Source organism: Siccirubricoccus sp. G192 (genome assembly GCF_019084075.1).
In the GTDB taxonomy this organism is placed as follows: Bacteria; Pseudomonadota; Alphaproteobacteria; order Acetobacterales; family Acetobacteraceae; genus G192.
In genome coordinates this window covers 4,826,168-4,851,385 of record NZ_JAHREN010000001.1, presented here as the reverse complement: position 1 = coordinate 4,851,385, position 25,218 = coordinate 4,826,168, and the positions used below count along the sequence as shown (strand labels likewise).

At 71.7% G+C, this 25,218-nt stretch carries 23 protein-coding genes; 10 read left to right on the top strand and 13 right to left on the bottom strand.

Translation table 11 applies throughout. The features are described 5' to 3' along the window. The first annotated feature begins 239 nt into the window (after nt 1-239). On the top strand, nt 240-1,397 hold the full coding sequence (locus KSF81_RS23480) for an acyl-CoA dehydrogenase family protein (protein WP_217381024.1): 1,158 nt from the start codon (nt 240-242) through the stop codon (nt 1,395-1,397). A 376-nt stretch (nt 1,398-1,773) separates the two neighbouring features. Here the strand turns inward: KSF81_RS23480 and KSF81_RS23475 are convergent, their stop codons facing one another. From KSF81_RS23475 to KSF81_RS23460, 4 genes are all read right to left on the bottom strand, one after another. Further along, complete coding sequence (locus KSF81_RS23475) at nt 1,774-2,739, bottom strand: tripartite tricarboxylate transporter substrate binding protein (RefSeq protein WP_217381023.1); 966 nt, start codon at nt 2,737-2,739, stop codon at nt 1,774-1,776. Nucleotides 2,740-2,858: 119 nt separating this feature from the next. Further along, the gene (locus tag KSF81_RS23470) at nt 2,859-4,082 is read right to left on the bottom strand and encodes an MFS transporter (RefSeq protein ID WP_217381022.1); all 1,224 of its coding nucleotides are present in this window, start codon (nt 4,080-4,082) and stop codon (nt 2,859-2,861) included. Nucleotides 4,083-4,088: 6 nt separating this feature from the next. After that, nucleotides 4,089-5,483, bottom strand: a complete 1,395-nt coding sequence (locus KSF81_RS23465; protein ID WP_375293349.1) for an FAD-binding oxidoreductase — start codon at nt 5,481-5,483, stop codon at nt 4,089-4,091. Beyond that, the gene (locus tag KSF81_RS23460) at nt 5,480-6,346 is read right to left on the bottom strand and encodes a dimethylarginine dimethylaminohydrolase family protein (RefSeq protein ID WP_217381021.1); all 867 of its coding nucleotides are present in this window, start codon (nt 6,344-6,346) and stop codon (nt 5,480-5,482) included. Before KSF81_RS23460 ends, KSF81_RS23465 begins: the two co-directional genes overlap by 4 nt. Nucleotides 6,347-6,483: 137 nt before the next feature. Here KSF81_RS23460 and KSF81_RS23455 point away from each other — a divergent pair, with 137 nt between their 5' ends. The 5 genes from KSF81_RS23455 (at nt 6,484) to KSF81_RS23435 (ending at nt 10,862) form a co-directional block, all read left to right on the top strand. Next, nucleotides 6,484-7,311, top strand: coding sequence for an HpcH/HpaI aldolase/citrate lyase family protein (locus tag KSF81_RS23455; protein WP_217381020.1), 828 nt, complete (start codon nt 6,484-6,486; stop codon nt 7,309-7,311). Nucleotides 7,312-7,518: 207 nt separating this feature from the next. After that, the gene (locus tag KSF81_RS23450) at nt 7,519-8,508 is read left to right on the top strand and encodes a tripartite tricarboxylate transporter substrate binding protein (protein WP_217381019.1); all 990 of its coding nucleotides are present in this window, start codon (nt 7,519-7,521) and stop codon (nt 8,506-8,508) included. A 113-nt stretch (nt 8,509-8,621) separates the two neighbouring features. Next, entirely contained in the window at nt 8,622-9,560 is a 939-nt protein-coding gene (locus tag KSF81_RS23445; RefSeq protein WP_217381018.1) for an ABC transporter permease, read from the top strand. Nucleotides 9,561-9,866: 306 nt separating this feature from the next. Then, nucleotides 9,867-10,385 carry an ABC transporter permease gene (locus KSF81_RS30430; RefSeq protein WP_254453710.1) on the top strand — a complete coding sequence of 173 codons (519 nt, stop codon included), beginning with the start codon at nt 9,867-9,869 and terminating at the stop codon, nt 10,383-10,385. A gap of 81 nt (nt 10,386-10,466) precedes the next feature. Next, entirely contained in the window at nt 10,467-10,862 is a 396-nt protein-coding gene (locus KSF81_RS23435) for a cupin domain-containing protein (protein ID WP_217381017.1), read from the top strand. 83 nt (nt 10,863-10,945) lie between these two features. Here KSF81_RS23435 and KSF81_RS23430 read toward each other — a convergent pair whose 3' ends face one another. The 3 genes from KSF81_RS23430 to KSF81_RS23420 are packed head-to-tail and all read right to left on the bottom strand — an operon-like array spanning nt 10,946 to nt 13,498. Further along, nucleotides 10,946-12,223: a DNA polymerase IV gene (locus KSF81_RS23430; RefSeq protein WP_217381016.1), complete on the bottom strand. Its 1,278-nt coding sequence runs from the start codon at nt 12,221-12,223 to the stop codon at nt 10,946-10,948. Beyond that, nucleotides 12,223-12,606, bottom strand: coding sequence for a hypothetical protein (locus KSF81_RS23425; protein ID WP_217381015.1), 384 nt, complete (start codon nt 12,604-12,606; stop codon nt 12,223-12,225). Before KSF81_RS23425 ends, KSF81_RS23430 begins: the two co-directional genes overlap by 1 nt. Nucleotide 12,607: 1 nt before the next feature. Continuing rightward, complete coding sequence (locus tag KSF81_RS23420; RefSeq protein WP_217381014.1) at nt 12,608-13,498, bottom strand: ROK family protein; 891 nt, start codon at nt 13,496-13,498, stop codon at nt 12,608-12,610. Nucleotides 13,499-13,636: 138 nt separating this feature from the next. Here KSF81_RS23420 and KSF81_RS23415 point away from each other — a divergent pair, with 138 nt between their 5' ends. From KSF81_RS23415 to KSF81_RS23405, 3 genes are read left to right on the top strand one after another with little or no spacing between them, the layout of a single operon-like run. Further along, nucleotides 13,637-13,870, top strand: coding sequence for a sulfurtransferase TusA family protein (locus KSF81_RS23415; RefSeq protein ID WP_217381013.1), 234 nt, complete (start codon nt 13,637-13,639; stop codon nt 13,868-13,870). Further along, complete coding sequence (locus tag KSF81_RS23410; protein ID WP_217381012.1) at nt 13,867-14,796, top strand: histone deacetylase family protein; 930 nt, start codon at nt 13,867-13,869, stop codon at nt 14,794-14,796. The genes KSF81_RS23415 and KSF81_RS23410 overlap by 4 nt, the downstream gene beginning before the upstream one ends. Further along, a complete protein-coding gene (locus KSF81_RS23405; protein ID WP_217381011.1) occupies nt 14,793-15,620 on the top strand; it encodes an arylamine N-acetyltransferase in 828 nt (275 codons plus the stop codon). Before KSF81_RS23410 ends, KSF81_RS23405 begins: the two co-directional genes overlap by 4 nt. Before the next feature lie 64 nt (nt 15,621-15,684). Here the strand turns inward: KSF81_RS23405 and KSF81_RS23400 are convergent, their stop codons facing one another. After that, on the bottom strand, nt 15,685-16,581 hold the full coding sequence (locus KSF81_RS23400; RefSeq protein WP_217381010.1) for a hypothetical protein: 897 nt from the start codon (nt 16,579-16,581) through the stop codon (nt 15,685-15,687). 210 nt (nt 16,582-16,791) lie between these two features. Between KSF81_RS23400 and KSF81_RS23395 the strand changes: the two genes are divergently transcribed. Further along, nucleotides 16,792-17,772: a tripartite tricarboxylate transporter substrate binding protein gene (locus KSF81_RS23395; RefSeq protein ID WP_217381009.1), complete on the top strand. Its 981-nt coding sequence runs from the start codon at nt 16,792-16,794 to the stop codon at nt 17,770-17,772. A 172-nt stretch (nt 17,773-17,944) separates the two neighbouring features. Here KSF81_RS23395 and KSF81_RS23390 read toward each other — a convergent pair whose 3' ends face one another. From KSF81_RS23390 to pheS, 5 genes are all read right to left on the bottom strand, one after another. After that, complete coding sequence (locus tag KSF81_RS23390; RefSeq protein WP_217381008.1) at nt 17,945-18,925, bottom strand: tripartite tricarboxylate transporter substrate-binding protein; 981 nt, start codon at nt 18,923-18,925, stop codon at nt 17,945-17,947. 114 nt (nt 18,926-19,039) lie between these two features. Then, nucleotides 19,040-20,845, bottom strand: coding sequence for a translation elongation factor 4 (gene lepA, locus KSF81_RS23385; RefSeq protein WP_217381007.1), 1,806 nt, complete (start codon nt 20,843-20,845; stop codon nt 19,040-19,042). A 157-nt stretch (nt 20,846-21,002) separates the two neighbouring features. Next, nucleotides 21,003-21,536, bottom strand: a complete 534-nt coding sequence (locus KSF81_RS23380) for a DUF421 domain-containing protein (RefSeq protein WP_217381006.1) — start codon at nt 21,534-21,536, stop codon at nt 21,003-21,005. A gap of 18 nt (nt 21,537-21,554) precedes the next feature. Continuing rightward, on the bottom strand, nt 21,555-24,026 hold the full coding sequence (pheT, locus tag KSF81_RS23375; protein ID WP_217381005.1) for a phenylalanine--tRNA ligase subunit beta: 2,472 nt from the start codon (nt 24,024-24,026) through the stop codon (nt 21,555-21,557). A 1-nt stretch (nt 24,027) separates the two neighbouring features. Next, nucleotides 24,028-25,125 (bottom strand): phenylalanine--tRNA ligase subunit alpha, encoded by a 1,098-nt coding sequence (gene pheS, locus KSF81_RS23370; protein ID WP_217381004.1) that lies wholly within the window; start codon nt 25,123-25,125, stop codon nt 24,028-24,030. Between the last annotated feature and the right edge of the window lie 93 nt (nt 25,126-25,218).

The window sequence follows — 25,218 nt, the reverse complement described above, 5'->3', positions numbered from 1 at the left end:
AGGTCGGATTGCGCTCATTCCTGGACGCCAATCCGCCGGGGCCTTTTGTTTGCAGGGCGGATGCACGCCCCCATACCCGTCTTTGCCGGACAGGTGAACGTGTTGAGGTTGCCGACCCGGGCGCGACGGGCCGCGGCAATGTTCGGGTGCAGGGCCGGCGCCGGGCCGGAACGGCGGCCCGCCGTTGACGGTGCCGGTTCCTCGATCAGACTGCCGGAGACACGCGAGGAGGAACCGCCATGGCGATCGCCGACGAACACCGCATGCTGCAGGACCTGGTGACCAGGTTCGTCGATCGGGAACTGATTCCCCTGGAGCCTCCGGTGCTCAGGCGCGAGGCCACCGGCGGCCGCTTCGCCCTCACGGAGGAGGAAAAGGCGCCGCTCCTGGCCAAGTGCAAGGAGCTGGGCCTCTGGGGCCTCGACAGCCCGGAGGAGTTCGGCGGCGCCAACCTGCCCGTGGAGGCCCTGGCCCTCGTCAACGAGGAGCTGGGAAGGACCGTTACGCCCTTCATCTTCCCGCCCGACAGCCCGAACCTGCACATGATGCTGCAGGTGGCGAGCCCCTGGCAGCGGGAGCGCTACCTGGAGCCCTATGCCCGCGGCGAGGCGACCAGTTGCATCGCCATCTCGGAACCCGGCGCCGGTGGCGACCCGGCCGGCATGGCGACCCGCGCCGTGCCGGAGGGCGACGACTGGGTGATCAACGGCCGCAAGATCTGGGTCAGCAACGTCCCCGCCTGCGACTTCATCATCCTCATGGCCCGCACGGGCGAGGGCAAGCGCCAGGAGGGCGTGACCGCCTTCATCGTCGAGAAGGGCACGCCCGGCTTCATCATCGAGCGGGAGATCCCGATGATCGGGGGGCGGCGCACCTATGAGCTGGTGTTCGAGGACTGCCGGGTCCCGTCCCGGCAGGTCCTGGGCGAGCCGGGCAAGGGCTACGCGCCGATGCAGCTTCGCCTCAACATCCGGCGCCTGGAGATGGGGGCGCGCTGCATCGGCATGGCCCGCCGCGCCCTCGCCATGATGATCGGCCACGTCAAGGAGCGCTCGACCTTCGGGGTGAAGCTCTCCGACCGGCAGGCGATCCAGTGGTGGATCGCCGATGGCGCGACACGCATCCATGCCTGCCGTCTCATGGTGCACAACGCCGCGCGCACGGTCGATGCCGGGGGCGACGTCCGCGGCGAGGCCAGCATGATCAAGGTCTTCGGCACCGAGATGGCCTCGGACATCATCGACCAGGCCATGCAATCCTTCGGGGCGATGGGCATGACGAAGGAACTGCCGCTGCAGCAGCTCTCGAACATGATCCGGGTGATGCGGATCTACGAGGGCCCGACCGAGGTGCACCGCATGTCGCTGGCGCGGCGCGTCCTGAAGGAAGGGATTTAGGGCGGATCGCCGCAGGGCGGAACTGCCCGGAGGCCTGAATCCGCTCTGCAAACAACAGGTTGCAGCGGCGTGCCGAACCATTGCTTCGCCACGCCGCTGTAGGGCGCGCGAGGCGGCCGGGCCGAAGCGGCGCAGAGGCTCTCTCCGCCGGAACCGGCGGGGTCGCGCGCAAGGCCGGCCGCGCGTGCCATGGGCAGGGGCCCCTACTCGGCGGCCTTCGCCCCATGCCGGGCAAGCCAGTCCTTCGCCTGGTCGTCGCCCAGCGCGACCGCACGCCGATGCCAGGCCACCGCGGCGGCGGGATCTCCGGGGATGTTCGCGTGGATGCCGGCCAGGAACCCGGGATCATAGGTCCGGCCGAACGCCGCCGCGCCGGCTACTCGGCCCGGATCGACGCCGCCGCCACCACCGCCCGCCATTGCGGGACCTCGGCCCGGAGCCGTTCGGCCAGCGGCTCCGGCCCGGTCAGCAGCAGCTCCGCACCGCGTTCCGACAGGCGGCGGGAGAGTTCGCCCGCCGGCGCGCGCAGCGGCGCAAGCTCGGCCAGCATGCGTTGGATCGCCTCCGGCGGCGTCGCCTTCGCGGCGAAGAAACCGTACCAGAGCGTCGAGGCATAGCCCGGCACCGCCTCCCGCACCGCCGGCACGTCGGGCAGCAGGGGCGCGCGTGCCTCGGTCGTCACCGCGATGCAGCGCGCGGTGCCGGCGCGGATATGCTCCAGCGGAACGGAGAGGTCGCCGACGAAGCAGTCGATGTCGCCGGCCAGCAAGGCGTTCATGACCAGTTGCGCCCCGCGATAGGGCACATGGGTCAGCTCCACGCCCGCGCGCTGCAGCAGCATCGCCATGGTCAGGTGCGTCGAGGAGCCGACGCCCGAACTGCCGAAGGTGAGGCGGTTCGGGGCCGCCCGCGCAAGGGCGAGGAATTCCGCGAAGCTCGCGGGGCCATTGGCGCGCACGACGAGGGTATAGGGCGACTGCATCACCAGCGTCACCGGCAGCAGGTCCGTGAAGGGATCGAAGCCCAGGTCGCGGCGGAGCGCCGGCAGGGTGGCGACGGCGTTGGAGGTGATGAGGAAGGTGTGGCCGTCCGTCGCCTGCGCGACGTGCTGCATGCCCACCGCGCCGCCCGCACCCGCCCGGCTGTCATAGACCATGGGTTGGCCGAGCTTCGGCGTGAGGGCGTCCACGAAGAAGCGTCCCGGCACGTCCTGCGGACCGCCGGGCGCGAAAGGGCTGATCAGCCGGACGGGGCGGCTGGGCCAGGCGGGCGCCTGCGCGAACGCGGGGGCGGCCAGCCCGCCCAGCAGCGCCGCGCCGAGGCCACGGCGGGTGATGGTCATGCGCGTTCCTCCCAGGCTTTGTCGTTGGGCCCAGCCTGTTGCCTTCCGGCGGCCATGTCCATCGGCATGAAGGGCGGAACGGGTGTTGCTGGAACCCTGGACCGGCGGGGTTCGGCCCTTCAGCGCCGCAGCAGCAGGAACCCGCCGCTGCAGACCAGCAGCGCCACCGCGAAGGTGCCGAGCGCCGCCGCCACCCCGCCCCAGGCGGCCGCGACGCCGGAGACGGCCTGCAGCACCGCCGCGCCGCCGAAGAAGGAGATGTTCAGCGCCGAGAGCGCCCGCCCCGTCTGCTCCGGCGCCACCGCCGCCCGCACCAGGGAAAAGCCCAGCACCTGGAAGGCAATGATGAGGCCGAATGCCACCAGCACCGCCGTATCGAAAGCCGGCGGCAGCATGGCCAGGCCGAACAGCGCGGAAAGCGGGCCGCCCGGCCCGCCGGCGACCAGCAGCAGGATCAGCAGCCCGGCCACCACATGGCTGCCGACCATCAGCGCGACGCGGCGGCCGAGCGCCCGGTCCACCGCCCCCGCCAGGGCCGGCGCCAAAGCAAGGGCAATAGTGCAGGCGAGCAGGATATTCCCCGCCTCCACCCGCGGCAGCCCCTTCACCTGCATCAGCCAGGGCCCGCCCCAGAGGCCGCGCACGCCGAGCACCACCGCGAAGCTGGCGAAGGCGAAGACCATCAGCGGCCGCATGGCGGGCGAGACGGCCAGCGCCACCACCTCCCGCGCATCCTGCCAGAGCGAGGGCGCCGCGCTGCGGGGCGGCGGCGCCTGGCGCACCGTGGCCGCCACCGCGCACCAGGCGCAGGCGGCCAGCGCCGCCGCGGCCCAGAAGCCGGCGCGCCAGCCCTGCCACTCGATCAGCAGCGCCAGCGGGCTGGCCGAGAGCAGCATGCCGGTATTGCCCACCGCCTGGATGATGCCGGACCACAGCCCGAACCGCGTCGCGGACATGGCATGCGCGGCATAGGTGATGGGGCACATCAGCATCCCCGAACAGCCCACCCCCAGCACCACCTGCGCCAGCAGCATCGAACCCGCGCCCGGCGCCAGCGCCGCCAGCACCGCGCCGAGCCCCGCGATGGCCAGCAGGGTGAGGGAGGTGCGGCGCACCCCCCAGCGGTCCAGCGCCACGCCGACCGGGATCATGGCGAGCGCGAAGGCGGCCGGGAAGGCGCCGGTCAGCGCCGCCAGCCCCTCCGCGCTGAGACCGAGATCGCGCGAGAGCACATCCGCCGCGACGGCCGGCAGGGTCCGCACCGCATTGGAGAAGACATGCCCCAGCGCCAGCGCCAGGATCGGCACCGCGAGCGCGGTGCCGCGCGCCTCCGCCTGAGCCACCTCCGGCTAGTTCCGGAACATCTTCCCCGGGTTGAGGATGCCCTTGGGGTCCAGGCTGGATTTGATGCCGCGCATCACCGCCAGCGCCTCCGCCCCGTGCTCCTGTTCCAGGAATTCGCGCTTGCCGAGGCCGATGCCGTGCTCGCCGGAACAGGTGCCGCCCGCCGCCAGGCCGCGCGCCACGATCCTGCGGTCCATCTCCCAGGCGCGTTCCAGCCCCTGCGGGTCGTTCGGGTCGAAGAGGATCACCTGGTGGAAATTGCCGTCGCCGACATGGCCGACGATGCAGGTGGTGTGGCCGGCGGCGATCGCGTCCTGCTTGGCGCCGACCAGCGCCTCGGCCAGGCGGGAGATCGGCACGCAGACATCGGTGGTGATGCCGCGCCAGCCGGGCTTCAGCGCGATCGCCGCCCAATAGGCGTCGTGCCGGGCCTTCCAGAGCCGGTTGCGGGCCTCCGGGTCGGTCGCCCAGGCGAAGCCCTCGCCGCCGTATTCCGCGGCGATCGCCTCCACCGCCTCGGCCTGCTCGGCCACCCCCGCCTGGCTGCCGTGGGATTCCAGGAAGAGGGTGGGCACCTCCGCATAGCCCTCCAGCTTCGAGTAGCGGATGCAGGCGCGCATCTGGTCGGCATCCAGCAGCTCGATCCGCGCCACCGGGATGCCGGCCTGCATGGTGGCGATCACCGTCTCCACCGCGGCACCGAGATCGGGGAATTGGCAGACGGCGGCGGACATCGCCTCCGGGATGCCATGCAGCCGGAGCCGCACCCGGGTGATGACGCCGAGCGTCCCCTCGCTGCCGATGAAGAGGCGCGTCAGGTCGTAGCCATTCGCCGCCTTGCGGGCGCGGCCGCCGGTGGTGATGACCCGGCCATCCGCCAGCACCACCTCCAGCCCCAGCACATTCTCCCGGATGGTGCCGTAGCGCACGGCATTGGTGCCGGAGGCGCGGGTGGCGCACATGCCGCCGATGGTGCAATGGCTGCCGGGATCGACCGGGAAGAACAGCCCCTGGTCGCGCAGGTGGTCGTTCAATTGCTGCCGCGTCACGCCGGGCTCGATCAGGCAATCCATGTCCTGGGCATTGACCTCCAGCACCGCGGTCATGCGCGAGAGGTCGAGCGAGATCCCGCGCCGCACCGGGGTGACATGCCCCTCCAGGCTGGTGCCGGCGCCGAAGGCGACCAGCGGCACGCCATGCTGGTGGCAGAGCGCCAGCACGCGGCTCACCTCCTCGGTGGTCTCCACGAAGGCCACGGCATCGGGCAGCACCGGCGGGCTGGGATCCTCGCCATGGCCGTGCTGCTCCCGCACGGCCTCTGCGGTGGAGAGGCGCTCGCCCAGGAATTCCCGGGCGGCGGCGATGACGGCATCCACGGGCCGGGGCGGAATGGTGTTCACGGTGTTTCCTCCTCCCGCCGCAGCGGGCAGGTGAGACAATGCGGGCCGCCGCCGCCGGCGGTGAAGAGCGAGAGGGCGGGGTCGAGAACCTCAAGCCCCTCAGCCCGCAGGGCGGCGTTCAGGGTGGTGCTCTCGCGGGCGGATATCACGCGCCCGCCGCCCAGGGAAAGGATGTTGCAGCCAAGCCGCATCGCCTCGCGATAGGGCACGCCGAGGCAGCGGATGCCGTGGCCGGCGAGCCAGGCGATGAAACCCTCCGGCAGCACATCGAGGCAGGCCACGGCGAGGCCCGGCGCGGCCATGCAGAACAGCACGTCGAGGTGCAGGAAATGTTCGTCGAAACCTTCGATCCTGACCTCCCAGCCCTCCGCACGCAGCCAGCCCGCGAATTGCGCCGCGCCATCGAGGTCGGTGCGGCCGCCGCTGGCGCCGACCAGGGCCAGGCCGGAGCGGAGGATATGGATATCGCCGCCCTCCAGGGTCCCGGCCGAGGATTTGCGCCAGAACCGGCTGCCCTGCGCCGCGTGCCAGTCCAGCAGCGGCGCGTATTCGCCGCGGCGCTGCGGCCGTTCCAACTGGCAGAGCACGGGGCCGCGATGCGTCACCACCACGGAATCGCGCGTATAGGCCATGTAGGGGAGGTGCGGCTCCGGCAGCAGGCTATGGACGGTGGCGCCGCCCTGGCGCAGCGCCGCCACCAACTCCCCATGCTGCGCCGCCAGCGCCGGCAGGTCCGGCTGGCTGCCGCCGGCCAGCGTCCGGCGGACGATGCTGTTGGTGGGAATCCAGCGGTAGTGATCGGGCGGGCAGACCAGCACCTCCGTGAGGCGGCCGGTTTCCGAGCTTGTGGTCCAGTCGGGCATGGCGGGAGGGTGCCGCGCGGCCCGGCGCGCGTCCAGGCCGCGTTGACGCCCCCGCGTTGACGCCCCCCCGCGTTGACGCCATGAGCCCCCGCGCCTAGCGTCCGGGTCCATTCCGATGCGGCATGAGGGGGGAAACGATGGCGAACAAGGTGAAACAGGCGTGGAAGTCCGGCAAGGCGGTGGTGAATGGCTGGCTCGCCATCCCCTCCGCCTTCAGCGCCGAGATGTATTCGCAGTCCGGCTGGGACAGCGTGACGGTGGACATGCAGCATGGCGTGCAGGACTACCTCTCCTGCGTCGCCTGCTTCCAGGGCATGCAGCCGCATGGCGTGACGCCGATGGTGCGGGTGCCGTGGAACGAGCCGGGCATCATCGGCAAGGTGCTGGATGCCGGCGCCTATGGCGTGATCTGCCCGATGGTGAATACCGAGGCCGAGGCGCGCGCCCTGGTGCAGTACAGCAAGTATCCGCCGAAGGGCACCCGCAGCAACGGCCCGATCCGCGCCGGCCTCTATGGCGAGGGCGGCAACTACCAGGCCACCGCCAATGACGAGATCCTGGTCATCCCGATGATCGAGACGCAGCAGGCGCTCGACAACCTGGAGGCCATCCTGGACGTGCCGGGGATCGACGGCATTTATGTCGGCCCCTCCGATCTCGGCCTCTCGCTCGGCATGGCGCCGAAGCTGGACCGGGAGGAGCCGGAGATCCTGAAGATCTACGAGCGGCTGCTGAAGGAAACCTCCAAGCGCGGCATCGCGGCCGGGCTGCACAACGGCACGGCGGGTTATGCCAAGCGCATGATAGATATGGGCTTCAAGCTGGTCACCATCGCCAATGATGTCGGCCTGATGGTCCAGGCGTCCCGCGCCGCGGTGAAGGAGGCGCGTGGCGAGGGCCCCGGCCTGCCGCCGCCCGATACCAGCGCGCGCGCGAACCCGAAGACCGGGGCCACTGCCGGCTGAGCCGGCCGGTCGCCCGAAGGCGCAGCCGGAGGGCGTGAATCGGCCGGCAGGATACAAGCCGGCCGGAACTTTCGGGCAGGCCGGCGCGGCAGGCTGCGCCGGTCTTTTCCAGGGGGCGGGCCGCAGGCGGCCCCCCCGAATGGGTCCTGCCTTCCACCTCAACGCCAGGCACAGAGAAAGCCCAGCACGAAGCAGAAAGCCGTTTTCATGAAGCGTCGTAGTCTTGTTTCCATGCTCGCCGCCGCGCCGTTCCTTCCCACGGCCGCTGCCCTGGCCCAGACGGCACCCGCTGCCGCAAGCTGGAGCCCCGACCGCCCCATCCGCTTTGTCGTTGGCTTCGCGCCGGGGGGCAGCACCGACACCGCCGGGCGGGTGATCGCCGAGGCGATCACCGGGTCCTTGGGTCAGCCGATCGTGGTGGAGAACCGCACCGGCGCCGCCGGCAATATCGGTTCCGAATTCGTCGCCCGCAGCGCCCCGGACGGCTATACCTACATCGTGGCCTCGCTCGGCACCCATGCGACGAATCAGTTCCTGTATTCCGATCTGAGCTTCCATGTCGTGCGCGACTTCGCGCCCGTCTCGCTTGCCCTGCTGAGCGGCTGCATCCTCGTGGTGCATCCATCCGTCCCGTTCCGGAGCGTCTCCGACCTGATCGCCTATGCGAAGGCCAATCCCGGCAAGCTGAACCTCGGCACCAGCGGCCCGGGCGGCTCGCAGCATTTCGCCGCCGCCCTGTTTGAGCAGCAGGCCGGCGTGAGCTTCACGCATGTGCCCTACCGGGGCGGCGCTCCGGCGATGGCCGATCTCGTTGCGGGCCGGCTCGACGTCATCTTCTCGCCGGTGGTCGAGGCGATACAGCACGTGAAGGGCGGCCAGTTGCGGGCCCTCGGCGTCACCCGCCAGGAGCGTGCCCCGAGCCTGCCGGATATCCCGACGGTTGGCGAGACCGTGCCGGGCTATGTCTTCAACAGTTGGCTGGGCATCTTCGCGCCGGCCCGCACGCCGGCGCCGATCATCGCCCGCATGTCCGCCGAGATCGCGGCCGCGATGCGTTCGCCGGCGGTCCGTGAGCGGGTGGAGCAACTGGGCTACCAGCCGGTCGGCAGCACACCCGAGGAGTTCGCCGCCTTCCAGCTCGCGGAACTGGAGAAGGTGCGGGAACTGGTCCGGGTCTCCGGCGCGAGCGTGAATTAGCGGGCTTCCGGGCACCACTCCGCTCGCCCGTGGTGGAGGCCGGCGTCATGCAACGCAGCCGCGGCGGGGGTGAAAGTCTCACCGCCCGCCTGGAAATGCGCTAGCCTCCACCGATGCCTCGCCTGATCGCCGCGCGGCTGCTGCAGATCGCCGTCACCCTCCTCATCCTCTCGGCCCTGATCTGGCTGGTGATGGGGCTGATGCCGGGCGATCCGCTGGACCTCGCCATGCTCGCCGACCCGGCGCTGACCGCCGCGGACCTGGAGCGGATGCGGGCGCTGCACGGGCTCGACCGGCCACTGCACGAACGCTACCTCGCCTGGGGCGCGGCGGTGCTGCGGGGGGAGTTCGGCTTCTCCCGCCTCTATGCCGTGCCGGTGGCGCGGGTGCTCTGGCCGGCGCTGGGCTCCACCCTGGTGCTGCTCGGCGCGGCGCTGGCGCTGGCCGCCGGTTGCGGCGTGCTGCTCGGCGTGCTGGCGGCGGTGCGGCCGCGCCTGGCGCCGGCGGCCGATGCCCTCGCCATCCTGGCGCAATCCACGCCGAGCTTCTGGCTCGGCATCCTGCTCATCATCCTCTTCGCCGTGACGCTGGGCTGGCTGCCGGCCGGCGGCGTGGCGGAGAGCGGCGGCGTGCTGGAGGCGCTGCGCTTCCTGGCGCTGCCGGTGGCGACGCTCGCCATCGTCAACCTCGCCACCTATTCGCGCCATTCCATGGCCTCGATGCAGTCGGTGCTGGCCGAGCCCTATATCCGCACCGCCCGCATGAAGGGCCTCCCGCCCCGTGCCGTGATCTGGCGCCATGCCTTCCCGAATGCGGCGATGCCGGTGCTGACCGTGGCGGCGCTGGATGCCGGCGGCCTGGTCTCCGGCGCGCTCATCACCGAGACCATCTTCGCCCGCCCCGGCATGGGCAAGCTGATCTATGACGCCGTCATGGGCAATGACTACAACCTGGCGCTGCTGGCCCTGCTGCTGGCCTCGCTGGTGACGATGCTGGCGACGCTCGCCGCCGATGTGGCGCAGCGCCTGCTCGACCCGCGCTTGGCTGGCTGATGCGCCTCGCGCTGGGGCTTGCCCTGCTCGGCCTGCTGGCACTCGGTGCCGTGGCGGCGCCCTGGGTGCAGGCGGCGCTCGGGCATGACCCCTTCACGCCGGACCTGTTCCAGCGGCATGGCCCGCCCTCGGCGGAGTATCCGCTCGGCACCGATGATCTCGGGCGGGACATGCTGCTCAGGCTGCTGTTCGGCGCGCGGGTGTCGCTGCTGGTGGGGGTGGCGGTGGCACTCGGCGCGACCGGGCTCGGCACCGCCATCGGCCTGGCGGCGGCCTGGGCGGGGGGGCTGGCTGGATGCGGTGCTGATGCGGCTCGCGGATGGCATGCTGGCCCTGCCCGCCCTGCCGCTGCTGGTGGTGCTGGCGGCGGTGGATACCGGCCGGCTCGGCCTGCCGCGCGGCGAGGCCGCCTCCGACATCGCCCGCATCGTGGTGATCCTGACGCTGTTCGGCTGGGTGGGTGTGGCGCGGCTGGCCCGCGCCGCGGCGCTCGGCCAATTGGCGCAGGATTACGTGGCGGCGGCGCGGGTGGCCGGCGCCAGTGAGGCGCGGCTGCTGTGGCGGCACGTGCTGCCGAATATCCTGGGGCCGATCACGGTGGCCTCCGCCATGGCGGTGGCGGGCGCCATCCTGGCCGAGAGCACGCTGAGCTTCCTCGGCCTCGGCATTCAGCCGCCGGCGCCTTCCTGGGGCAATATGCTGGCCAATGCGCAGGAACTGGTCTTCAGCGCGCCGCTGGCCGCGCTCTGGCCGGGGCTGGCGATCCTGATGGCGGTGGCGGGCTGCACGCTGGTGGCGGATGGGGTGCGGCGGCTGGTGCCCTGATACTGTAGCGCAGTTCTGCCCCCTGATCGGCAGCCATGGCGCTCCCTATCTGGCAGCACGGCATAGGATCGGAGGTTGGCGATGGAGATCAAGCGCGCGGGTTCCCAGCCTTCCGGCAAGGGACCGGGGGAATGGTTCACCGGCACGGTCCGTATCGACCCGCTGTTCAGCCCACCGGATCCGGCCCGGGTTGCCGGGGCCCTGGTCACCTTCGAACCGGGTGCCCGCACCGCCTGGCACACGCATCCGCTCGGCCAGACGCTGATCGTCACCACCGGCTGCGGCTGGGTGCAGCGCGAGGGCGGGCCGGTCGAGGAGATCCGGCCTGGTGACGTGATCTGGTTTCCGCCCGGCGAGAAGCACTGGCACGGCGCCACGCCGACCACGGCCATGAGCCATATCGCCATCCAGGAAAGGCTCAACGGCTCGCCTGTCGACTGGATGGAAAAGGTGAGCGACGAGCAGTACCGGCGCTGACGGTCTCGCCCCGTGGCGCCTGCCTGGCCGGATGCTCCTTTCCTGGCACCCGGTCGGCAGGACCCGCTCTCCATCCCAAGCAATCATTCCGCAGGTCCGCTCCTGTGCGGCGGCCGCAACCCACGCCCCCGCATCACCGCGCCCTCGCCGAACCTCGCCCGCAGCGCCTCCACCGCCGCCCAGCGCGCGGCGCGCCGTGGCGCCTCCGGGTCCGCCAGGTCGCCGCGATCCGCCTCCGCCGCCGGCGCCAGGGGTTGCGCGCCGATGCCGATCAGCCGGAAGGCGGTGCCATCCGCCTCGCGCAGCAGCAGCGGCCGGGCGGCGGCAAACAGCGTCTCCGGCAGCCGCGTCGGGGAGGGCAGGCGGGTATTGCGGGTGCGCTGCGCGAAGCCCGCGGTCTTCAGCTTCAGCACGATGCCGGCGGCGGCGAAGCCCTTCTCCCGGAGCCGCCGCGCCAGCTTCTCGCAGAGCCGCCAGAGCGGCTGTTCCAGCGCCGCCACGGTGGCGATATCCGTATCGAAGGTGGTTTCGGCGCTGATGCTTTTCGTCTCGCGGTCGGGGTTCACCGCGCGGCTGTCCTCGCCGCGGGCGCGGGCGGCCAGCGCCGGGCCATCCTCGCCGAAGCGCCGCGCCGCCTCCTGCGCGGTCAGCGCCGCCAATTGACCGAGCCGGGTGAAGCCGGCCGCGTGCAGCTTGCGCTCCAGCGCCGGGCCGACGCCGGGCAGCAGCGTCACCGGCTCCTCCGCCAGCAGCGCCGCCGCTTCCGCCCGGCCGATCACCGCGAAGCCGCGCGGCTTGCCCCGCTCCGCCGCGATCTTCGCCAGCAGCCGGTTGGGGGCGAGGCCGATCGAGATGGTGACGCCCACCTCCCGCTCCACCTGCCGCGCGAAGCGGGCCAGCACGGCGGCGGGCGGCGCGCGGTGCAGCGCCTCGGTGCCCGCCAGGTCCAGCACCGCCTCGTCGATCGAGAGCGGCTGCACCAGCGGCGTCAGCGCCTCCATCAGCGCGCGGATCTGCCGGGCGGCGGCGGTGTATTTCGGCATCTGCGGCGGCAGCACCACTGCATCCGGGCAGAGCCGCAGCGCCTTGAACATCGGCATTGCGCTGCGCACGCCGGAGGTGCGGGCGATGTAGCAGGCGGTCGCGACCACGCCGCGCTTGCCGCCGCCGATGATGAGCGGGCGGGATTGCAGTTCCGGCCGGTCGCGCTTCTCGACGCTGGCATAGAAGGCGTCGCAATCGACATGCGCGACGGCCAGCGCGAAAAGCTCCCGGTGCCGGATGATGCGGCGGGAGCCGCAGGCGCAGGCGGCGCGCTCCGCCGGCACTTCCAGGAAACAGTCGCGGCAGAGGGCGGGCATCAGCGCCGCCCGGCCAGCAGCAGCAGGGGCAGCGCGGCAAAGAGGCCGAACAGCAGCAGCGAAACGGCCCCTTCCGCGGTGCCGAACCGCGCCAGCCAGGCCCGCGGCGCCAGGCCGCGCAGGGCCCAGCTTCCGGCAAGTTCCGCCGCCAGCAGCAGCAGCGCCGTGAGCCCCATGCGCGCCCGTGGCCCCGGCCGCGCCGGCACGGCCAGCCGCGTCGCCGCCCAGCGCGCCGCGAGCAGGCAGGCGAGCAGCATCAGCGGCGCCTCCACCAGCACCGCCGCGCCCGGCCCGATCCGCGGCACCAGCAGGAACTCCCGGAACGGCCCCAGCACCCAGCCCGCCGCCAGGGCCAGCGCCGCATAGGCCAGCCCGGCCCGCATCTCACGCATCCCAGAGCCTTGCCGCGCCGAGCACGCCGGAACTGTCGCCATGCGCGGCCGGCAGCAGCGGCGTGGTGACGCTGTCGCTGAAGACCCAGCGGGGCCAGAGCGCCGGCACCTCCCGGTAGAGATGCGCCATGTTGGAGAGCCCGCCGCCCAGCACGATGCAATCCGGGTCCAGCAGGTTGATGACCTGCGCCAGGGCCCGCGCCAGCCTTTCGGTGTGCCGCACCAGCGCGGCGGCGGCGCGCGTATCGCCTGCGGCGGCGCGGGCGGGCAGGGTGCCGGCATCCCGCGCCCCCGGCCCATCCGCATCGGCGGCGAGGGCCGGGCCGCAGAGGAAGGTCTCGGTGCAGCCGCGCCGGCCGCACCAGCATTCCGGGCCGGGGTGTTCCTCGGCCGTCATCCAGGGCAGCGGGTTGTGGCCCCATTCGCCGGCGATGCGGTTCCGCCCTTCCAGCAGGCGCCCGCCGGTGACGATCCCGGCGCCGACCCCGGTGCCGAGGATGGCGGCGAAGACCGTGCGGTGGCCGGCCCCGGCGCCATCCGCCGCCTCGCTCATCGCCAGGCAATTGGCGTCGTTGCTGATGCGGAGGGGGCGGCGGAGCCGCGCCTCCAGGTCCCGATCCAGCCGGCCGCCATTCAGCCAGGTAGAATTGGCGCCCCGCACCAGCCCGGTGGCCGGCGAGAGGCTGCCGGGGATGCCCACCCCCACCGTACCGGCCTGGCCCAGCGCCGCCTCCGCCGCCTCCACCATTTCGCCCAGCAGGGCGATGACGCCGGGGTAGCTCGGCGGCGTCGGCGCGCGGCGGCGCAGCAGCACGGCGCCCGCCGCGTCCAGGGCCGCGATCTCCGTCTTGGTGCCGCCGAGGTCGATGCCGATGCGGATCATGCTGCGCCGCAGGGTGGGCCAGCCGGTCCCGGATTCGCAAGCCTTGCGACAATGCGTCCGGGACGCCGCCGCTTGCAGCGGCGGGTCCGGGAAAGCGCCACCTTGCGGTAGCGCGTCCGGGGTGCTGCACTCGGGGGCATGTCGGAAACGCTGCTCGATGTGCAGGGCCTCTCCTGTCCCTTGCCCGTGCTGAAGGCGAACAAGGCGCTGCGCAGTCTGGCGCCCGGCGCCCGCCTCACCGTGCTGGCCACCGATCCGGCCAGCGTGAAGGACTTCTCCGCCTTCTGCCAGGAAACCGGGCATGAGCTGGTCTCCTTCGGTGAAAGCGAAGGGGTCTATCGCTTCGTCTTGCGCCGGAAAGCCTCGCCATGAGCGTGCTGCTGCTGACCCACCGGGCCTGCCTCGCGCATGATCCCGGCGATTTCCACCCGGAATGCCCGGACCGGCTGCGGGCCGTGCTGCAGGCGCTGGACTGCGAGGAATTCTCCGACCTCATCCGCGACCAGGCGCCGGAAGCCACGCTGGAGCAGCTCTGCCGCGTGCATCCGCGCAACTATGTGGAGGCCATCCTGGCCATCCGCCCGGCGATCGGGGACAGCGTGCCGCTGGATGGCGACACCATCATGAGCCATGGCAGCGCCGAGGCCGCGCTGCGCGCCGCCGGCGCCGGGGTGGCGGCGGTGGATGCGGTCTGCCGGGGGGAGGTGCGCCGCGCCTTCTGCGCCACCCGCCCGCCCGGCCACCATGCCGAGCCGGCGCGGCCGATGGGCTTCTGCTTCTTCTCCAACGCCGTCATCGCCGCCCGCCACGCCCAGGCGGCGCATGGGCTGGCGCGCGTCGCCATCCTGGATTTCGACGTGCATCACGGCAATGGCAGCCAGGCCTGCGTGGAGGGCGATGCCAGCATCCTCTACGCCTCCTCGCATCAATGGCCGCTCTATCCCGGCACCGGCGATGCGCGGGAGCGGGGTGTGGGCAATGTGTTCAACGCGCCGCTGCGCCCGGGCGCCGATGGCGCCGCCTTCCGCGCCGCCTGGGCCGGGATGCTGCTGCCGGCGGTGGAGGCTTTCGCGCCCGAATTGCTGGTGGTCTCCGCCGGCTTCGACGCGCATGCCCGCGACCCGCTGGCGCAATTGCGGGTGCGGGAGCCGGATTTCGCCTGGCTCACCGCCGAGCTCTGCGGCATCGCCGAGCGCCATGCCGGCGGCCGTGTGGTCAGCCTGCTGGAAGGCGGCTACGACCTGGAGGCGCTGGCCACCTCCACCGCGGCGCATGTGCGGGCGCTGATGCGGGCGTGAGCCGATATCCCGACCTTGCCGCCTATTTCGCCCGCATCGGCCATGCGGGGGCCGCCGAGCCGACCTTGACCGTGCTGCGCGCGCTGCATGCCCACCACCCGGCCAGCATCGTCTTCGAGGGGCTCGACCCCTTTCTCGGCCGCCCCGTCAGCCTCGATCCTGCCGCGATCGAGGCCAAGCTCGTGCAGGGGCGCCGCGGCGGCTATTGCCATGAGCAGAATGGCCTCTTCCATGATGTGCTGGCGGCCCTGGGGTTTTCCGTCACCGCGCTGGGCGGCCGCGTCGTCTGGATGAGGCCCGGGCGGGCAGCGCCCCTGACCCACCGGCTTACGCTGGTGGACCTGGCGGAGGGTCGCTTCATCGCCGATGTCGGTTTCGGCGGCCAGGGTCCGACCGCGCCGCTTCGGCTGGAGCCCGGCCTCGAACAGCCCACGCCGCATGGCACCTACCGCCTGCTGCGCGAGGGCGAGGTCTTCGAGGCGCAGATGCGGCTGCCCGACCGCTGGGAGGCGATGTATCGTTTCACCCTCGCGCCCCAGGCGCCGGCCGATTTCGAGATGGCCAATTGGTTCACCGCGACCCATCCGCGCACGCGTTTCACCCGCAACCTCGTGGCCGCCCGTGTGGTCGGCGCGGCGCGGGCGAGCCTGTTCAACGCCACGCTTTCCACCCGACACCCGGATGGCAGCCTGGAGCAGCGCAGCCTGCGGGACGCGCAGGATCTCGGGCAGGTGCTGGAGGAGGTCATGGGCCTGGACCTGCCCGTGCCGGCGGCGGCGATCTGGGCGCGGCTGCCGGAACAGCCGGTGCCGCCCTGGCCCTGATCGCGGCGCCTGGCCGCACCCGGCTTTGCAGCCCGCTTCCCGGCGCCGGCCAATCGGCTCGGCGCTATTCGGGCCGCATCGCCGGCGCCCAGGCCTCATGGCCCGGCATGTAATTGCGGTTGTTGATCGCCGCGTTGCGGTTCACCAGCGGCCGCGCATAGAGCGGATGCGTCATGCTCCGCACCTCATGCTCCACCGTGAACAGCACCCGGCCACTGTCAAGGTCGGTGATGTCGGTGAAGCGGTATTGCCAGGGATTGCTTTCCTCGGTGATCAGCCCGCGGTCCCTCAGCCTGGCATGCGGGCCGCCGAAATCGGCGAGGGTGATCTGGATGTGGTGGCCGTCGAAATCCGGTGGCGTGCGGTCGGTCTCGCGGAACACCAGGTATTGGTGGTTGGCGACCAGCGCGCGCGCCATCTCGCCGCGCGCATCCCGTTCCAGCGTGGCGGGGGCGCCCAGGATCTCGCGGTAGAAGCGGGCGATGCCCGGCAGGCTGCCCGCCGGCACCTCGAATTCGACATAGGAGATGCCGAGTGTGATCCGGCCCCAGCGCGCCGCATCCGGCGCATGGCAGCGGATGCGGTTGCCCCAGGGGCAGGTTGCCTCGACATGGTCCTCGGCCTCGGTGAAGGCGAAGCGCGTGCCCTCCAGGGGCTTGCGGGCGCGGGCCAGCCGTTCCAGCAACTGCGCCCGGTCCGGCAGCACCAGGCCGGTCACGCCGCGCACCACCTGCGGCTTGCCGGCGGGCAGGTGGAACTGGCTGATGCCGGCATTGGCCCACATGTTGTCGATGCCGGTCATCAGGTAGGGGTCGCGGGTCAGCCCGAGCCCCGCGATGTAGAAGGCGGTGGCCAGGAGCTGGTCCGGCACCCGCACATTCACATGCTGCAGCTCCACCACATTGCCGAGGGATTCCCGGGTGCGGTCATAGGGGCTGTCGAGCCTGGCGGTGCCGTCCATCCTGGGTTCCTCCCGCGCTGTTCCGTAGGCCGTCGTGGCTTCGGGCTGCCGTCCGCGGGACGAGGCGCGCGCTCCGCAGCGGCTGTTCCGGCGCGAGCTTCGCCCCGGGCGGCGGCGCTGTCCAGGCGGGAGGGCGCTGCCGGCGCGAGCGGGCATTGCCCTCCGGGCCATCGGCATCGCACCCTGGCGGAACCATCGGGGGAATCCACCATGCCTGCCACGCGCCGCCGCCTGCTCACCGCCGCCCTGACGCTTCCCTGCATCCTGCCGCGCGGCGCGCTGGCGCAGGCGGCCTGGCCGGCGCGGCCGGTGCGGGTGCTGGTGGGCTTCCCGCCCGGCGGCGGCGTCGACATCGTGGCGCGGCTGCTGATGCCGAAGCTGGCCGAGCGCCTGGGCCAGCCCTTCCTGGTGGAGAACCGGGCCGGCGCCAATGGCAATATCGCCATGGAGGCGGCGGTGAAGGCCCCGGCCGATGGCTATACGCTGTTCTACGGCAATGTCGGCAATCTCGGCGTGACCAATGCGCTCTATCGCGACCTCAGCTTCGACACGCTGCGCGACTTCGCGCCGGTGGCGCAGACCATGGAAAGCTCTCTGGTGATCGCGGTGGCGGATGCGGTGCCGGTGCGGAGCCTCGCCGACCTGCTGGGTTATGCGCGGGCCAATCCGGGCCGGCTGAACGCGGGCTCCGCCGGGGCCGGCGGGCCTTCGCACCTGGCGCTGGAATTGTTCAAGCGGCAGGCCGGGCTCGACATCATCCACGTGCCCTATCGCGGCAGCGCGCCGGCGGTGCAGGACCTGGCGGGCGGGCGCGTGCAGATGCTGATCGACGGCTACAGCCTGATGCGGGGCGCGGTGGAGAGCGGTCGCGCCCGGGTTCTGGCGGTGGCGGCGGCGGAACGCCAGGCGATCCTGCCGGCGGTGCCCACCGCCACCGAGGCCGGGCTGCCGGGCTTCGAAGCGGGAAGCTGGCACGCCCTGGTCGCCCCCGCCAATACGCCGCCCGCGGTGCTGCGCCGGCTGGAGGCGGCGGTGGAATGGGCCTTGCGGGAAACCGACCTGCCCCAGGCCTTCGCCGGCCAGGGCGTGGCCGCCCGCTTCCGCAACGCCGCCGAGACCCGCGCCTTCATCGCGGCCGAGCGCGAGCGCTGGGGCGGGGTGGTGCGGGAGGCGGGCATCACCCTGGAATAGCGGAGGGTCGGTCAGTCCCCGCGCCGGAAGCGCCAGGCTGCGCCATGGCCTGACCTGCATCGCCGCGGAGCGGAGGCGTGCTTCACGGCCAAGGGCAATGGCGAAGCGCAGCCGGGCCGAGCCCGTCGGGCGGGTTCAGCCCGCCGCCACGGCGCCCAGCAGCCCGGCATGGCTAATCCGCGTATTGCCCGGCAGCCTGGATGATCGGCCGCCATTTGGCGATATCGGCCTGCCAGAAGCGGCGATGCGCCTCCGGCGTCGCCCGGTCCTGCGCCACCGGGGCGGTGCCGAGCTCGGCGAAGCGCTGGACCAGCCGGGGGTCGCGCAGCGCCGCCTGCAGGGCCTTGGACAGGCGCTGCTGGATCTCGGGCGGGGTGCCCTTCGGCGCATAGAGCCCGTGCCACACCGTCACCTCGAAGCCGGGCAGCCCGGCCTCGGCGGAGGTCGGCACATTGGGCAGGGAGCCGACCCGTTCCGGCGTCGTCACCGCCAGGACCTTGATGGCGCCGGCATTGATCTGCTCGGTGGTATTGGTGGTCTGGTCGCACATCAGATCGATCCGGCCGGAGAGCAGTTCCTGCATCGCCGGGCCGGTGCCGCGGAAGGGCACGGTGGTCATGGAGGTATCCACCGCCTTCTGCAGCAGCAGGCCGCAGAGGTGGCTGGCGGCGCCGATGCCGGCATTGGCGTAGTTGAGCCGGTCGCCCTCCCGCTTGATGACCGCCACCGCCTCGGCCAGCGTATTGGCCGGGAAGTCCTTCTTGGCCACGAGCGTCATCGGCACCTCGGTGACGAGGCCGATGGTCTCGAAGCCGCCCACCGGGTCGTAGGGGAGGCGGCGGTAGAGGGTGGGGGCGGTCGCCATGCCGATATGGTGCAGCAGCAGGGTATAGCCGTCCGGCCGCGCCTGGGCGACGCGGGCGGCGCCGAGGGTGCCGCCGGCGCCGCCGACATTCTCCACCACCACGGTACGGCCGAGGTCGCGGCCCGTGGCCTCGGCCACCAGGCGGGCCACGGTATCGGTCGGGCCGCCGGCCGCGAAGGGGACGATGATGGTGATGGTGCGGCTGGGGAATTGCTGCGCGAAGGCCGGGCCGGAGGCCAGGCCCAGCGAGGCGAGCGCCAAGGTGGCGCGGCGGGTGATGCGGGTCATGGGGCTTCCCTGCAAATGGGCCGGCTTGGCGCCGGCATGATTTCCTGGAACGCGCCGGGCGCGGCGTCGTTGCGCTGCGTCAATGCCGGCCGCGATCGGCCGGCCTTTCCCGGTTCAGGCGTCCATCTTCAGGGCTGCGATGAAGGCGCTCTGCGGGATTTCGACCTTGCCGAATTGCCGCATGCGTTTCTTGCCTTCCTTCTGCTTCTCCAGCAGCTTGCGCTTGCGGCTGATATCGCCGCCGTAGCATTTGGCGGTCACGTCCTTGGACAGCGCGCTGATGGTCTCGCGCGCGATCACCCGGCCGCCGATCGCCGCCTGGATCGGGATCTTGAAGAGCTGGCGGGGGATGAGTTCCTTCAGCTTCTCGCAGATCTGCCGGCCGCGCTTCTCGGCGGCGCTGCGATGCGCCATGAAGCTCAGCGCATCCACCGGTTCCGCGTTGACCAGCAGGCTGATCTTCACCAGGTCGCCTTCCTCGTAGCCGTCCATGGCGTAGTCGAAGCTGGCATAGCCGCGGGAGATGGATTTCAGCCGGTCGTAGAAGTCGAAGACCACCTCGTTCAGCGGCAGCCGATACACCGCCATGGCGCGGTTGCCGACATAGGTGAGCTCCACCTGCTGGCCGCGGCGGTCGTTGCAGAGGGTCAGCACCGCGCCGAGATACTCGTCCGGCACCATGATGGTGGCCTTGATCCAGGGCTCCTCGATGCTGTCGATGAGGCTGCCATCCGGCATGTCGGCCGGGTTGTGCAGCTCGGTCAACTCGCCATTGGTCTTGCGGATCTTGTAGACCACGGAGGGCGCGGTCGCGATCAGGTCAAGGTCGAATTCGCGGGAGAGCCGCTCCTGCACGATCTCCAGGTGCAGCAGGCCGAGGAAGCCGCAGCGGAAGCCGAAGCCGAGCGCGGCGGAGGTCTCGGCCTCATAATGGAAGCTGGCATCGTTCAGCCGGAGCTTCGCCAGGCTCTCGCGCAGCTTCTCGAAATCATCGGCATCGACGGGATAGAGGCCGCACCAGACCACGGGGATGGAGGGCTTGAAGCCCGGCAGCGCCTCGGTGGCCGGGTGGCGGTCGTCGGTCAGGGTGTCGCCGACATTGGTATCCGCCACCGTCTTGATGGCGGCGGTGATGTAGCCCATCTCGCCCGGGCCGAGGCTGTCCATCGCCACCATCTTCGGCGTGAAGACGCCGCATTGCTCCACGGTATGGACCTGGCCCTTGGCCATCATGCGGATGCGCTGGCCCTTGCGCAGATGGCCGTCCTTCACCCGCACCAGGATCACCACACCGAGATACTGGTCGTACCAGCTATCCACCAGCAGGGCCTTGAGCGGCGCGTCCGGGTTGCCCTTGGGCGGCGGCAGCCGGGCCACCAGCGCGTCCAGCACGCCCTCGATGTTCAGGCCGGTCTTGGCGCTGATCTCCACAGCATCGGAGGCATCGAGGCCGATCACGTCCTCGATCTGCTGCTTCACCCGGTCGGGCTCGGCGGCCGGCAGGTCGATCTTGTTCAGCACCGGCACGATCTCATGCCCGGCATCGATCGCCTGGTAGACATTCGCCAGGGTCTGCGCCTCGACCCCCTGGGAGGCATCCACCACCAGCAGCGAGCCCTCGCAGGCGGCCAGGCTGCGGCTCACCTCATAGGCGAAGTCCACATGGCCGGGCGTGTCCATCAGGTTCAGGACATAGGTCTTGCCGTCCTTGGCCGGATAGGCGAGCCGGACGGTCTGGGCCTTGATGGTGATGCCCCGCTCCCGCTCCAGCTCCATGTTGTCGAGGAGCTGTTCCTTCATCTCCCGCGCGGCCACGGCGCCGGTGGCCTGGATCAGCCGGTCCGCCAGGGTGGACTTGCCGTGGTCGATATGGGCGATGATCGAGAAGTTGCGGATCTGGGAAAGGGGCGTGTCGGTCATCTGCTTCCATTGGCCAGGGGGGACGCAGTGGGGCGGGGCTCCCGGCCTGTCAGGGGGAGATAGGGCAGATCGCGCCCCGATCAAAGGCCCGGGATCGAAGGCCCAGGATTGAAGGACAGTCCGGCGGGGGCGGGCGGGCGGCACTCCCTCCGCCGCGTCACGTCCCTGGCGAAGGGTGCGCCACGATATCCCGCGCCAGGTCCATCCCGGGGCCGCTTCGTTCCGTATTGCGGATGACGGAAACCTGGCCCCGCTGCTCGAAGATCGCGAACCGCACCTCGCTCAGATCCTCGATACCGCGCAGGCGCAGGATGCCGTATAATTCGCTCCGCGTCAGCCCGCAGCGCCGGAGGTCGTCGTCGAGCACCCGCCCATCTGCGACCAGCAGGCGCGGAGCGTGTTCGATGAGGTGGGCCACGCTGGGGAACTGGCGAAGCCGCGTGACGCACCAGTGCGCGAAGAGCACCGCCGCCAGGGTGGCCACGCCGGCGAGGTAGCTTGCATCGCTGGCATTCGGCACGCGCCCGACGATGGAGCCGACCGCGACGGCGGCGACGAAGTCGAAGGGCGACAGATCGGTGAGGGTGCGACGCTGGCCGATCCGAAAGCCGAGGACGGCGGTGACATAGAGCAGCAGCGCCTTGAGCGCCACCCAGCCCATCTCACCGGCACCTCCGATCAGGTGGTCCATGGAATTCCTCGCGCCCCGTCAGGACCTTAGCACCGCCCCCGTCGCCTTCACCACCGCGGCCACGACACGCTCGGCCACCGCCTCGATCTCCGCATCCGTCAGCGTCGCCTCGCGCGGCTGCAGCGTCACCTGGATGGCGAGGCTGACCTTGCCCTCCGGCAGGCGCTCCCCGGCATAGCGGTCGAAGAGCACGACCTCGGTGATGAGGCTGCGGTCCGCGCCGCGGGCGGCCCGCAGCACCGAATCGGCCGGCACCGCCGCATCCAGCAGGAAGGCGAAGTCGCGCCGCAGCGGCTGGAAGGCGGGCAGGTCCGGGGCGCCGCGCTTCCGGCGCTTCGGCTCGGGGATCGCATCCAGGAAGACCTCGAAGCCGACTGCCGGCCCCGCCAGGTCCAGTGCCGCCAGCACCCGCGGGTGGATCTCGCCGAATGTCGCCAGCACCGTCTTCGGCCCCTGCCGCACCACGCCGCTGCGCCCGGGGTGGTAGAAGCCCGGCGCATCCGCGGTGACGCTCACCGCCGCCATCGGCACGCCGAGCGCCGCCAGCACCGCCAGCGCATCGCCCTTGGCGTCCATGGCGTCCATGGCGCGGGCAGGTTCCGCCCAATGCCGCGGCGTATGGCCGCAGCGCAGCCCGGCGGCCACCAGCAACTGCCCCTCCGGCGACTGGTCCCGCCAGGCGCCGCCCAGTTCCGCCAGGGCCAGGTCCGGGTAGCCCCGTGCGGCATTGCGGCCGGCCGCCAGCAGCAGGCTGGCGAGCGGGGTCGGGCGCATCTGGTCGAGATCGGCGGCGATCGGGTTCACAAGGTGCAGCGCCTCCGGCGTATCACCGAACAGCGCCGCCACCCGCCGCTCCAGGAAGCCGAAGCTGACGCAATCCTGCATCCCCCGCGCCGCCAGCACCCGCCGTGCCAGGGCCGAGCGCGCCTGTTTCGGTGTCAGCGTGGCGGGCGGCACCGGCGAGGCCACCGGCAGCGAGACCGGCGGCACCTGGTCGAGGCCGCGGATGCGCAGCACCTCCTCCACCAGATCGCATTCCGGCTCGATTGCGGCGCAGCCCTCGGCGGCGGCGCGGGCGCGCTCGGCGGGCAGGCCGGGGGCCTGGGCCAGCGCGCCGGGTGCCGCCACGTCATTCCGCCAGGACGGCACGGCGACGGTGACGCGCGCCGCATCCCGCGCCTGCACCGCGAAGCCAAGCCCTTCCAATATCCCCACCGCCTCCTCCGGCGGCACCTCCGCGCCGCCATAGGAGGCCAGGCGCCCGAAGCGCAGCGTGGCGCTGCGGCGCCAGTCCGGCTCGGCCCCGGCGCCCACCACCTCGCTCGCCTCACCGCCGCAGAGCGCGATCATCATGGCGGCGGCGGCCTCGATCGCCACCGGCATCAGGGCAGGATCGATGCCGCGCTCGAAGCGGCTGCGCGCATCGGTGCGGATGTCGTGGCGGCGGCCGGACAGGGCGATGCGCACCGGGTCGAAGAGGGCGCATTCGATGAAGGCTTCGGTGGTGGCCTCGTCGCAGCCGCTGGGCTCGCCGCCGATGATGCCGCCCAGCGCCTCGACGCCCGCGGCATCGGCGATGACGCCATCCTCCGGGGTCAGCGTGTAGGTCTTGCCGTTCAGCGCCGCCAGGCTCTCGCCCTCCCGCGCCATGCGCATGGTGAGCACGCTGCCGGAGACCTTCCGCACGTCGAAGACATGCAGCGGCCGGCCGAGGTCATAGGTGAAGAAATTGGTCACATCGACCAGCGCATTGATCGGCCGGAGCCCGATCGCCACCAGCCGGTCCTGCAGCCATTTGGGCGAGGGGCCGTTCCGCAGCCCCCGCAGGGCGCGCCCCAGCACCCATTGGCAGGCGCGCGGGTCCGCGATCCCCCATTGGAGGGGCGAAGCGAAGGCGGCCGGCACCGGCTCCGGCGCGAAGGGCTTCAGCCGGCCGAGCCCCGCCGCCGCCAAGTCCCGCGCCACGCCGCGCACCGACAGCGCATCGCCGCGGTTCGGGGTGACGCTGATCTCCACCACCGGGTCGTCCATGCCGGCCCAGCGCACATAGCTCTCGCCGAGCGGCGCCTCCGCCGGCAGGTCGACGATGCCGCTATGGTCGTCGCCGAGACCCATCTCCCGCGCCGAGAGCATCATGCCCTCGCTCTTCACGCCGCGGATCTCGCCGATCTTGAGCGTGATACCGGTGCCGGGGATGAAATCGCCGGGCAGGGCCAGCACGCCCATCATACCGGTGCGGGCATTGGGGGCGCCGCAGACCACCGAGAGCAGTCGGCCGTCGCCGACCTCCACCGTCAGCGCCCGGAGGCGGTCCGCATTCGGGTGCTGCCTGGCTTCCACCACCCGGGCGATGCGGAAGGCGGCGAGGCTGGCGCCGCGATCCTCCACCCCCTCGACCTCCAGGCCGATGCCGTTCAGGCAGGCGGTGATCCGCTCCAGCGGCGCATCCGTCTCCAGATGCTCGCGCAGCCAGCTCAGGGAGAATTTCATCTCACACGCCCTCCGCGAGGGAGGGCGGAGAAAGTGGGTCGGCGGCGTAGTGGCGCAGCCAGCGCAGGTCGCTTTCGTAGAAGGGGCGGAGGTCCGGCATGCCGTGCTTCAGCATGGTAATGCGCTCGATCCCCATGCCGAAGGCGAAGCCCTGCCATTCCCGCGGATCGATGCCGCAATTGGCCAGCACCCGCGGATGCACCATGCCGCTGCCGAGAATCTCCAGCCAATCCCCCCCTTTGCCGAGTTCGCCCGTCCTGCGGTTCCAGCCGATATCCACCTCCATCGAGGGTTCGGTGAAGGGGAAGTAGCTGGCGCGGAAGCGCACCGGCAGGTCGGAAATGCAGAAGAAGGCGCGGAGGAAGTCGATCAGGCAGCCCTTCAGGTGGCCGAGCGTGATGCCGCGGTCGATCACCAGCCCCTCCACCTGGTGGAACATGGGCGAATGCGTCGCGTCATGGTCGGCGCGGTAGGTCCGGCCGGGGACGATGACGCGGATCGGCGGCGGCTCGGCGATCATGGTGCGGATCTGCACCGGCGAGGTATGGGTCCTGAGCACGGGCCGCCGGCCGTCCGGGTCGGCCGGCAAATAAAACGTGTCGTGGTCCTGCCGCGCCGGGTGGTGCTCCGGGATGTTGAGGGCGCCGAAATTATACCAGTCGCCCTCGATATCCGGCCCCTCCGCCACCCGCAGGCCCATGGCGCCGAAGATCGCCACCAGCTCCTCCATGGTGCGGCTGATGGGGTGGATGCCGCCCTGCTCCGCCCCGGCGGGCGGGTGCGGCCGCGGCGGCAGCGTCACGTCCAGCCGCTCGGCGGCGAGCCGCGCTTCCAGCGTCGCCGCCTCAAGCGCCAGGCGGCGGGACTCGATGGCGGCTTCCAGCTCCGCCTTCAGGCGGTTGAGCGCGGCGCCGCGTTCGCGCCGCGCCTCCGGCGCCACCGCGCCCAGCCCCTTCAGCAGCGCGGTGAGCCGGCCGCTCTTGCCGAGTACGCCGACGCGCACCGCGTCCCAGGCGCGGAGATCGGCGCTGGCGGCAAGCTGCGCCGCGATCTCCTGCCGCAGCGCGGCCAGGTCGTCGGAGGGGGCGAGGTCGGTCATGGCACCTGTTCCGCAAACGCGAAGGGCCGCGCCCACCGCCCGGGGGTCTCTCCCCGGCGGCCGGACGCGGCCCTCTGGCTGAAGGGCAGCGGG